Origin of the sequence: Micromonospora sp. NPDC052213, assembly GCF_040679695.1 — a bacterium.
GTDB lineage: Bacteria > Actinomycetota > Actinomycetes > Mycobacteriales > Micromonosporaceae > Micromonospora.
The window spans coordinates 1-11,707 of record NZ_JBFAVI010000202.1 but is presented as its reverse complement, the minus strand read 5'-3'; the positions used below and the strand labels follow the sequence as shown (position 1 = coordinate 11,707).

2 protein-coding genes are annotated in these 11,707 nt (G+C 75.1%); both read right to left on the bottom strand.

Going from position 1 to position 11,707, the window contains the following annotated elements:
* On the bottom strand, window positions 1-2,543 hold a 2,543-nt coding region (locus AB0L34_RS30010), incomplete at its 3' end, for a type I polyketide synthase (protein WP_363708595.1).
* Between the two features lie 47 nt (window positions 2,544-2,590).
* Window positions 2,591-11,698: an SDR family NAD(P)-dependent oxidoreductase gene (locus AB0L34_RS30005; RefSeq protein WP_363708593.1), complete on the bottom strand. Its 9,108-nt coding sequence runs from the start codon at window positions 11,696-11,698 to the stop codon at window positions 2,591-2,593.
* Window positions 11,699-11,707: the final 9 nt, after the last annotated feature.

Genomic DNA, 11,707 nt, shown 5'->3' with positions numbered 1-11,707 from the left:
ATCGCGGTCAGCACGCTCTGCGGGCCGACCTCCAGGAACGTGCCGACTCCCGCGGCCCGCAGCGCGGCCACCCCGTCGGCGTGACGGACGGCCTCCCGGACGTGCCGCACCCAGTAGTCGGCGCTGCGGAGCTCGTCGCCGTCGGCGAGCGCGCCGGTCACGTTCGACACGACCGGCAGCGCCGGCTCGGCGAAGGCCAGCCGGCCCAGGACGGCCCGGAACTTCGCCAACATCGGCTCCATCAACGGGCTGTGGAACGCGTGGCTGACCGTCAGCCTGCGGGTACGCACACCCCGCTCCCGCCAGGCCCGCTCCACCTCGTCGAGGGCCTCCGCGGCACCCGAGACCACCACAGAGGTCGGACCGTTGACCGCCGCGACGCCCAGCCGGTCGGTGAGCCCGTCGATGGAGGCCAGCACCTCGGCCTCCGGCGCGGCGACGGCCAGCATCCCGCCGCCGGCCGGCAGGGCCTGCATCAGCCGGCCCCGTGCGGCGACGAGGGCGCAGGCGTGCTCCAGGGTGAGCACCCCGGCGACATGCGCGGCGGTGATCTCCCCGATCGAGTGCCCGCCAACGAACTCCGGCACCACCCCGAACGACTCGACCAGCCGGAACAGCGCGACCTCGACGGCGAACAGCCCGGCCTGGGTGAACACCGTCTGGTCCAGCAGGTCCGCCTCGGCGGAGCCCGCCTCCGCGAACAGCACCGTCTTCAGCGGGCTCGGAAGCGCCCGGTCCAGGTGCCCGCACACCTCGTCGAGCGCGGACGCGAACACCGGGAACGACGCGTACAACTCCCGACCCATGCCGGCGCGCTGCGCGCCCTGCCCGGAGAAGAGCACGGCGAGCTGGCCGCGCGCAGAGCCCGTACCGGCGAGGACGTTGCCGGCCGGCGAGCCGGCGGCCAGGGCCCGCAGCCCGGCCACCAGGTCGTCGCGGTCGGTGGCGGCGATCACCGCGCGGTGGTCCAGCACGGACCGGGAGGCCACCGACGAGTACGCGACGTCGAGCGGGCGGGCGTCGCCGTCGGCCAGCCAGGCGGCCCAGCGGCCGGCCTGGGCGGCGACGGCGGCGTCGGAGCGGGCGGAGAGCAGGACCGGGACGACCGGACGGTCGGCGGCGGGGGCCGCCTCGTCCTCGGCGATCTCCGGCACCGGGGCCTGCTCGATGATGGCGTGCGCGTTGGTGCCGGACACCCCGAACGACGACACCGCCGCCCGGCGCGGCCGGTCCACGGCCGGCCACGGGGTCGCCTCGGTGGCGAGCGCGACCGCCCCGGCGGTCCAGTCGACGTGTGGGGACGGCTCGGCCACGTGCAGGGTCGGCGGGACGACGCCGTGTTGGATGGCCAGCACCATCTTGATCACGCCGGCGACGCCGGCCGCGGCCTGGGTGTGGCCGATGTTGGACTTGATGGAGCCCAGCAGCAGCGGGTCGGCCTCGCCCCGGTCCTGCCCGTACGTGGCGAGCAGGGCCTGGGCCTCGATCGGGTCGCCGAGCCGGGTGCCGGTGGCGTGCGCCTCCACGGCGTCCACCTCGGCGGGGGTGAGCCGGGCGTTGGTGAGGGCCTGCCGGATCACCCGTACCTGGGAGGGGCCGTGCGGGGCGCTCAGGCCGTTGGACGCGCCGTCCTGGTTGACGGCGCTGCCGCGGATCACGGCGAGGACCGGGTACCCGTGACGTTGGGCGTCGGAGAGGCGGGCGAGCAGCAGCATGCCGGCGCCCTCGGACCAGGAGGTGCCGTCCGCGCCGGCCGCGAACGCCTTGCACCGGCCGTCGGGGGCGAGGCCGCGCTGCCGGCTGAAGCCGACGAAGACCGCCGGCGTGGGCATGACCGTCACGCCGCCGGCGAGGGCCAGCTCGCAGTCGCCGTTGCGCAACGCCTGGGCGGCCAGGTGGATCGCGACGAGGGAGGCCGAGCAGGCGGTGTCGACGGTGACCGCCGGGCCCTCCAGGCCGAGGGTGTACGCGATCCGGCCGGAGATGACGCTGGTGGCGTTGCCGGTGAGCAGGTGTCCCTCGCCGTTCTCGGCGGCGGCCTGCGCGATCACCGCCTCGTAGCCGTGCGAGGCCGCCCCGACGAACACCCCGGTACGGCTGCCGCGCACCGCCGGCAGCGGCAGCCCGGCCCGCTCGAACGCCTCCCAGGAGGTCTCCAGCAGCAGCCGCTGCTGCGGGTCCATGGCCAGGGCCTCGCGGGGGCTGATGCCGAACAGGTCGGCGTCGAAGTCCCCGGCGCCGTAGACGAAGCCGCCCTCGCGGACGTAGCTGGTGCCCGGATGGTCGGGATCGGGGTGGAAGAGCCGGTCGAGGTCCCAGCCCCGGTCGGCGGGGAACGGGCCGATCCCGTCGCGGCCGTCGTGCACGAGCTGCCACAGCGACTCGGGCGAGTCGACCCCGCCCGGGTAGCGGCAGCTCATCGCCACGATGGCGACGGGCTCGGAGTTCCGCGCCTCCAGCTCCCGCAGCCGCCGCCGGGTACGCCGCAGCTCCGAGGTCGTACGCTTCAGGTACTCGACGTACTTCTCGTCCTCGTTGCTCACCGTGGACCCACCCTCACTCGGCTTGCCGATGTTCTTGCGGCTGGCGGTCACGACGTCTCCAGCTCGCGGTCGATCAGGTCGAAGATGTTCTCGGCGGTGGCCGACTCCAGGTCGTCGTCACCGTCCGCGTCGGACTGCCGCTCTGCCAGCCGGTCCAGCAGACCGTGCAGCCGGTCGGTGATCCGGCGGAACTCGGCGTCGGTCGGGTCGAGCCCGGCGAGCGCCGCCTCCAACCGGTCGAGTTCCCGTCCGACGCCCGCCGACCGGTCGACTGCGGTGTCCGCGAGGTCGAACTGCGTCGCCAGGTACGCGGCGAGCGCCGTCGGCGTCGGGTTGTCGAAGACCAGCGTCGCCGGCAGCCGCAGCCCGGTGGCTGCCCCGAGCCGGTTGCGCAGCTCGACCGCGGTGAGCGAGTCGAAGCCGAGTTCGCGGAACGCCTTGGTCGGTTCCACGGCGGCCGAGTCGCCGCGGCCGAGGACCACGGCGACGTGCGACAGCACCAGGTCGCGCAGGGCGCGTTCCCGCCTGTCCACGGGAAGGGCGCGCAGGGTGTCGACGAACGCCTGCCCGCCGGCGGCCTCGGCGGCGACGGCCCGCCGGCTGGCGGGACGGACCAGGGCCGCCAGCAGCGGGTGGACGGGCGCGCCGGACGCCGCCATACCCGTGTTGATCTTCGCCGGCATCAGCACCGCCCGCTCCGACCGCCAGGCCGCGTCGAACAGGGCGAGGGCCTCGTCGTTGCCGAGAGCCACCAGTCCGCTGCGCTCCAGCCGCCGCAGGTCGACGGCGTCGAGATGCCCGGTGATACCGCTGGCCTGCGCCCACAGGCCCCAGATCAGGGAGACCGCCGGCAGGCCGAGGGCCCGCCGGTGTTCGGCGAGGGCGTCGAGGAACGCGTTGCCGGCGGCGTAGTTGCCCTGGCCCGGCCCACCGAACAGGCCGGCGGCGGCGGAGTAGAGCACGAACGCCGTCAGCTCACGGTCGAGCGTGGCCCGGTGCAGGTTCCAGGCCGCGTCGACCTTCGGCCGCAGCACCGCGGCGAGGCGGTCCGGGGTGAGCGACTCGACGGTGGCATCGTCGATGACACCGGCGGTGTGCACGACGGCGCGCAGCGGGTACCGGGCGTCCACCATGGACAGCACGTCGGCGACGGCGTCCGGGTCGGCCAGGTCGGCGGCGACGATCGACACGTCCGCGCCGAGCGCCTTGAGGTCGGCCAGCAGCTCGTCCGCGCCCGCGGCGTCCGGGCCGCGCCGGCTGACCAGCAGCAGGTGCCGGGCGCCGTGCGTGGTGACCAGGTGCCGGCAGAGCAGCGCGCCCAGGGCCCCGGTGGCGCCGGAGACCAGTACCGTGCCGTCGAGGCGCGGCACCTGCGGGATGCTCAGGGTCAGCTTGCCGACGTGTCGGGCCTGGCTGAGGAAGCGGAACGCGTCGGGGGCGCGCCGGACGTCCCAGGTGCGCCGGGGCAGCGGTCGCAGCGCGCCGCTCGCGAACAGCGCCATCAGCTCGTCCAGCATCCGCCTGATCGTGGCCGGGCCGGCCACCATGAGGTCGAAGTCCTGGTAGCTCACGCCGGGGTGGTCGGCCGCGATCCGCCGCGGGTCCCGCTTGTCCGTCTTGCCCATCTCGACGAACCGGCCGCCCGGGGACAGCAGCCGCAGCGACGCGTCCACGAACTCGCCGCTGAGGGCGTTGAGCACCACGTCGACGCCGCGCCCGCCGGTGCGCTCGCGGAACTCGTCGACGAAGTCGAGGGTGCGCGAGGACGCGATGTGCGCGTCGTCGAAGCCGGTGGCGCGCAGCGCCGGCCACTTGCCGGGGCTGGCCGTGCCGTAGACCTCCGCGCCGAGGTGGCGGGCGATCTGCACGGCGGCCATGCCGACGCCGCCGGCGGCCGAGTGCACCAGCACCGACTCCCCGGACTTCAGCCGGCCCAACTCGACCAACCCGTACCAGGCGGTCAGGAAGACCACCGGCATGGCGGCCGCGTCGGCGTACGACCAGCCGTCGGGGATGCGGGTGAGCATGCGGTGGTCCGTGACCGCGACGGAGGAGAACGAGCCGGAGATGATGCCCATGACGCGGTCGCCGGGGGCGAGGCCGGTGACGCCGGGGCCCACCTGGAGCACCACGCCGGCGCCCTCGCTGCCCAGCACCTCCTGGTCGGGGACCATGCCGAGGGCCAGCACCACGTCCCGGAAGTTGAGCCCGGAGGCGCGCATCTCGACGACGACGTGTCCCTCCGGCACCTCGTCCACCCCGGTGGGGACCGGCAGCAGGGCCAGGTTCTCCAGGGTGCCCGTCTCGGTGACGTCGAGCCGCCACGGCGCCTCGTCGCCGGGCAGCGACAACGCCCCGGCGTCCCGGGCCCGGGCGAGCCGGAGCACCAGGACGGCGCCGTCGCGGACCGCGAGCTGCGGCTCGCCGGAGCCGACCGCGGCCGGGATCGCGGCGCGGGAGGAGGCGGCGTCGTCGGTGTCGAGCAGCGTGAACCGGCCGGGATGTTCGGACTGCGCCGATCGGACCAGTCCCCACAGGGCGGCGTTGGCGAGGTCGCGGGGGGCCTCGCCGGGCGCGGCGGCGACCGCGCCCCGGGTGTGCAGGACCAGGCGGGTCTGCTCCAGCCGCGGCTCGGCGAGCCACCCCTGCACCAGCGCCAGGGCGTCCCGGGTCGCGTCGTGCGCGTCCGCGACGGCCCGGGCCGGGTCCGCGTCCGGACCGGTCCGCAGGTCGACCACGACATCCGGTACGTCGCCGCCGCCGTCCAGCACGGCGACCAGCTCCGCCAGGTCGCGGTGACCCACCACGGGGTGCCCGGCGGCAGCCAGCGCGTCGGCCAGGCCGAGGGAGTCGTCGCCGAGCAGCGCCCAGCGCGTCGTGCTGCCGGCGGCCGCGTCGGTCGCCGGGAGCGGCGTCCAGTCCAGGTGGAACAGCGAGGTGCGCCGCAGCGCGGCGGCCTCGTCGGCCCGGCCGGCGGCGACCGGTCGGAAGGTCAGCGACTCCACCGTGAGGACCGGCTGACCGGCCGGGTCGGACAGGGTGACGGCGACCGTGTCCGGGCCGAGCGAGCGGAGCCGCACCCGCAGCCGGGTGGCGCCGTGGGCGTGCAGGGTGACCGAGCGGAAGGCGAACGGCAACCAGCCGGTGCCGACGGCGTCCGCCGGGTCGCCGAGCAGCGCGGAGGGGCCGGTGGCCTGGAGGGCCGCGTCGAACAGGGCCGGATGCAGGCCGAACCGGGACGCCTCGGCGGCCACCACGTCGGGCAACGCCACCTCCGCGTACACCTCGTCGTCGCGGCGCCACACCCGGCGCAGGCCACGGAACGCGGGGCCGAGGCCGAGGCCGCGCTCGGCCGTCTGCGCGTACCAGGCGTCCAGGTCGGCGTCGACCTCGACGGCGTCGGCCGGCGGCCACTCCCCCGCTACGGCCACGGGGGCGGGGAGCTGCGGCAGCAGCAGGCCCTCCGCGTGCCGGGTCCACTCGGCGTCTCCGCCCTCCTCCGGGCGCGAGTGCACGGTGACGCCCCGCTCGCCGGTGGCGCCGGGCGCGCCGAGGCGCACCTGCACCTGGATGGCGCCGGTGGGCGGCAGCACGAGCGGGCTGATCAGGGCCAGGTCGCCCACCTGACCGGCGTCGACCTCGTCGCCCGCGCGGACCACCATGTCGATCAGGCCGGTGCCGGGAACGATCACCGTTCCGCCGACGGCGTGGTCGGCCAACCACGGGTGGGTACGCAGGGACAGCCGCCCGGTGAACACCACCGTCTGGTCGTCGGCGACCGGTACGGCCGCGCTGAGCAGCGGGTGCCCGGCGTCCTGGAGGCCGGCCGAGCTGACGTCCCGCACCCGGTGGGCGGGGGCCTCCAGCCAGTACCGTTCCCGGTCGAAGGCGTACGTGGGCAGGTCGACGGTCGGCGCGGGCGTGAGGACCGTCGTCAGGTCGACCGGCAGGCCGATCGCGTGCGCGGTGGCGAGGTTGGTCAGCAGCCGGGTGGGGTCGTCGTCGCCCCGACGCAGGCTGCCCACCGTGTGCCCGGTGACGCCCGTGTCGTCCAGGATCGCCGTGACCGGCATGGTCAGCACCGGATGCGCGGACACCTCCACGAACGTGGTGTGCCCGGCCTCGATCGCCACCCGCACGGCCGCGTCGAACCGCACCGGGTTGCGCAGGTTCTCGTACCAGTAACCCCCGTCCATCGCCGTCGGGTCGGCCCAGTCGCCGGTGAGGGTGGACACCATCGGGACGTGCCCACGCTGCGGGGCCAGACCGGCCAGATCAGCCAGCATCTGCTCGCGGACCTGCTCCACCGCCGGGGAGTGCGAGGCGTAGTTGAACCGGATCGGCCGGGCCCGGATGCCTTCGGCCCGGAACATCTCCACCAGCTCCGCCACCTGCTGCGGCGGCCCGGAGATCACCACCGTCGCCGGCCCGTTCACCACCCCGACAACCACCTCCGGGTGGTCCGCCAGACGGACCGCAACCTCATCGGCCGACAGGTCCACCGCCGCCATCGCCCCGGTACCCGCAAGACCAGCCAGAGCACGAGCCCGCAGAATCACCGCCCTCGCCGCGTCGTCGAGGGACAGCACACCCGCCACACAGGCCGCCGCGATCTCCCCCTGCGAGTGGCCGATCACCAACTGCGGGACCACCCCCGCCTGCCGCCACACCTCCGCCAGAGAGACACCCACCGCGAACAGAACCGGCTGCAACACCTCCACCCGGTCCAACCACGACTCATCGTCACCGGTCAACACCGACACGACGTCCACGTCCAGATACGGCGCGAACGCCCGCTGACACTCCGCCAGCCGCCCGTCGAACGCCGGACACCGCCCCACCAGACCCGCGGCCATCCGCACCGCCTGCCCGCCCTGACCGGGGAACACGAACACCACCCCGGGCCCGTGCCCGGTGGCGGTACCCGTCACCACGTTCCCCGCCGGGGACCCCGCGGCCAGCGCATCCAGCCCGGACAGCAGTTCGCCGGCGCTCCCGCCGACCACCGCGGCCCGGTGCTCGAAGGTCGACCGCGTCGTGGCCAGCGACCAGCCGACCGCCACCGGTGCCAGCCCCTCGTGCTCGCGCACATGTTGCGCCAGCCGCGCCGCCTGGCCCGCCAGGGCCGCCTTCGACCGCGCCGACACCGGCCACACCGCCACAGCCGAATCCACCAGACCGGGGCCGCGGTGCACGCCGTCGTCGGCCGCGGAGTCCGCGCCGTCGGCCGGGGGCAGATCGCCGGCCTGCTCGATGATCATGTGCGCGTTCGTGCCGGAGACGCCGAACGACGACACCGCGGCCCGGCGCGGCCGGTCCACCACCGGCCACGGCCGGGGCTCGGTCGCCAACTCCACCGCGCCCGCCGTCCAGTCGATGTGCGGCGACGGGGCGTCCACGTGCAGCGTGGCCGGGACGACGCCTTCCCGCATGGCGAGGACCATCTTGATGACGCCGGCGACGCCGGCGGCGGCCTGGGTGTGCCCGATGTTCGACTTGACCGACCCCAGCAGCAGCGGCACGTCCCGGTCCTGCCCGTACGTCGCCAGCAGCGCCTGCGCCTCGATCGGGTCACCGAGCGTCGTGCCGGTGCCGTGCGCCTCCATCACGTCCACATCACGCACGGACAGCCCCGCCGATGCCAGGGCCTGCCGGATCACCCGCTGCTGCGAAGGGCCGTTCGGTGCCGTGAGTCCGTTCGACGCCCCGTCCTGGTTCACCGCGGAGCCACGCACCACCGCCAGCACCGCGTGGCCGTTGCGCCGCGCGTCGGAGAGCCGTTCGAGGAGCAGCATGCCCGCGCCCTCGCCCCAGCCGGTGCCGTCGGCCGCCGCCGCGAACGCCTTGACCCGCCCGTCGGCGGCCATCCCGCGCTGCCGGGAGAACTCCACGAACAGGCCGGGCGTCGCCATCACCGTGGCCCCACCCGTCAGGGCGAGATCGCACTCGCCCCGACGCAGCGCCTGCACCGCCAGGTGCATCGCGACGAGGGACGACGAACACGCCGTGTCCACCGACACCGCAGGCCCCTCCAACCCCAACGCGTACGCCACCCGACCCGACACCACGCTCGCGGCGTTCCCGGTCCCGCCGAACCCCTCCACCTGGTCGCCGGCCACCACCAACAGGGACCTATAGTCCTGGCCGTTGGTGCCCACGAACACCCCTGTTCGCGAACCCCGCAACGACCCCGGAACAACCCCTGCCCGCTCGATCGCCTCCCACGACGTCTCCAGCACCAACCGCTGCTGCGGGTCCATCGCCAGCGCCTCACGCGGGCTGATCCCGAAGAAACCCGGATCGAAGTCCGCCGCGTCGTACACGAAGGCGCCCTTGTCCGTGTACGTGGTGCCGGGCTTCTCCGGGTCGGGGTCGACGAGGCGATCGAGGTCCCAGCCGCGGTCGGTGGGGAACTCGCCGACGGTGTCGACGCCGTCGGCGACGAGCCGCCACAGGTGCTCCGGGTCGGTCACGCCGCCCGGGAAGCGGCAGGCCATCGCCACGATGGCCACCGGCTCGTCGCCGTCCACGGTGGACGGGGCGACGGTCTCGGCGGGTGCTCCGGTGTCGCCGAGCAGTCCGGCGAGCAGGAAGCGGGCCACCACCACCGGGGTGGGGTGGTCGAAGACCAGGGTGACGGGCAGCGGCTGCCCGATCGCGGCGACGAGCCGGTTGCGCAGTTCGACCGCGGTCAGCGAGTCGAAGCCGAGGTCCCGGAACGCGGTGGTGGCCGGGATCGCGGCGGCCTCGTCGTGGCCGAGCACGTCGGCGGCGAGTTCCCGGACCAGGTCGGCAAGGGTCTCCTCCCGCCGGGCCGGGGGCAGTTCGGCGAGCCGGCGGCGCAGCGTCGCCGCGACGCCGTCGTCGCCGTCGCCGTCGGGCGGCGCCCCGCCGTCGAGGGCGGCCTTCGCCTCCGGTACGCCCTCCAGCAGCGGCCGGCGCCGGGCGGAGGCGAACGCGGGGGCGAACCGGGACCAGTCGACGTCGACGACGGTGAGGGTGACGTCGTCGTGCTCGAGGGCCTGTTGGAGGGCGCCCATCGCGACGGCCGGGTCCATCGGTGGCACGCCCCGGCTGCGCAGGTTCCGGTCGGAGTCGGCGGTGTGCATGCCGCCCTCACCCCAGGAACCCCAGGCGATGGCGGTGCCGGCCAGCCCGTCGGCGCGCCGCTGCTGCACGAGCGCGTCGAGGTACGCGTTGCCGGCGGCGTACCCGGCCTGACCCGCGCTGCCCCAGGTGGCGGCGATGGACGAGTAGACGACGAACGCGTCGAGCTCCTGGCCGGCGAGGAGGTCGTGCAGGTGCGCGGCGCCGGCCGCCTTGCCGGCCGTCACGTCGGTCAGCTCGGTGGGGGTGACCGCCATGAGCGGGGTGGTCTGGGCGACGCCGGCCGTGTGCACGACGGCGCGTACCGGTGGACCGTCGGCCTGGACCCGGTCGAGCAGGGCGGCGAGGGCGGCCCGGTCGGCGATGTCGCAGGCGGCGACGGTGACCCGGGTGCCGAGGTCGCGCAGCTCGGCCGCCAGCTCGGCGGCACCGGGGGCGTCGGGGCCACGCCGGCTGACCAGCACGATGTGTTCGGCGCCGGCCGTGGCGAGCCAGCGGGCGGCGCGGGCACCGAGGCCGCCGGTGCCGCCGGTGACCAGCGCGGTTCCGGCGGTGGTGAAGCGCCGCACCGGGGGGCGGTCGCCGAGTTCGGCGCGGACCAGGCGGCGGACGAAGACGCCGGAGGCGCGTACCGCGAGCTGGTCCTCGCCGGTCGGTCCGGCGAGGATCGCGGCGAGTCGGCCGGCGGTACGGCCGTCGAGGCCGGACGGCAGGTCGACCAGTCCGCCCCAGCGGTGGGGCGCCTCGACGCCGATCACCCGGCCGAGGCCCCAGATCGTCCCCTGCCCGGGATCGGTGAGCCGGTCGTACGAGGCGACGGTGACCGCCCCCCGGGTGATCAGCCACAGCGGCGCGTCGAGTTCGGCGTCGCCGAGCGCCTGCACCAGGGCGACGGTGGTGGCCAGACCGGGCAGAACGACGCCCTCGCCGGCCTGCGGTTCCCAGGCGAGCAGAGAGACCACCCCGGCGAGATCGGCGCCGGCCAGGGACGCGGCGAGCCCGGCCCGATCGGCGCCGGGTTCGACGGTCAGCGGCAGCAGCTCGGCGCCGGCGTCGGTCAGCGCGGCCCGGAGGGTCCGCACGGCCGGGTCGTCGTCGAGCCCGGCGGGCAGCGCCAGCAGCCAGGTGCCGTCGAGGCGGGCGGCGGCGGGCTCGGGGGTCACCTGCCAGTCGGCCCGGTACCGCCAGCCGTCGAGGAGGGAGTGTTCCTGCCGCTGGCGTCGCCAGCCGGCGAGGACGGGCAGCAGGGTGCGCAGCGACTCGATGGCCTCGGCGTCGTCGACGGCGAGGGTGCCGCGCAGGGCGTCCAGGTCGGCGCGCTCGACGGCGTCCCAGAAACGGTGGTCGAGCAGGCCGGCGCCGGCGGCCTGAGGGACGGGCTCCTCGTCCGGCACCCAGTAGTGCTGTCGTTGGAACGGGTAGGTGGGCAGGTCGACCAGGCGTCCGGGCCGGCCGGCGAACGCGGGCCGCCAGTCCACCGGCGTGCCACCGGCGTACACCTCCGCCAGCGCACGGTGGAACCGACCCAGACCACCCTCACCACGACGCAGACTCCCCGTCACGACCACCGCCGCCGGATCGGCAGCAGCCACCTCGACGGACTCCTGCACCGCCATCGTCAACACAGGATGCGCACTGACCTCCACGATCGTGGAGTAACCCGCCGCAACGAGACTGCGCACCGCCTCGTCGAAACGCACCGTCTGCCGCAGATTGCGATACCAGTAGTCCGCATCCAGGCCAGCGGTGTCCAACCAGTCACCCACCACCGTCGACCGGAACCGCACCTCACTCGTACGCGGCCGCAACCCCGCCAACGACTCCAGCAACTGCTCACGCAGCGGCTCGACGTGCGCCGAATGCGACGCGTAATCCACCGGAACACGACGGACGCGGACTTCACGGGACTCGTAGTGGGCGACCAACTCGTCGAGGGCGGCGCTGTCGCCGGACACGACGACGGACGTCGGCCCGTTGACAGCAGCCAACGCCACCCGCCCGTCCCACCGGGCGATCGTCGCGGTGACCTCCTCGGCAGTCGTCGCCACCGACACCAT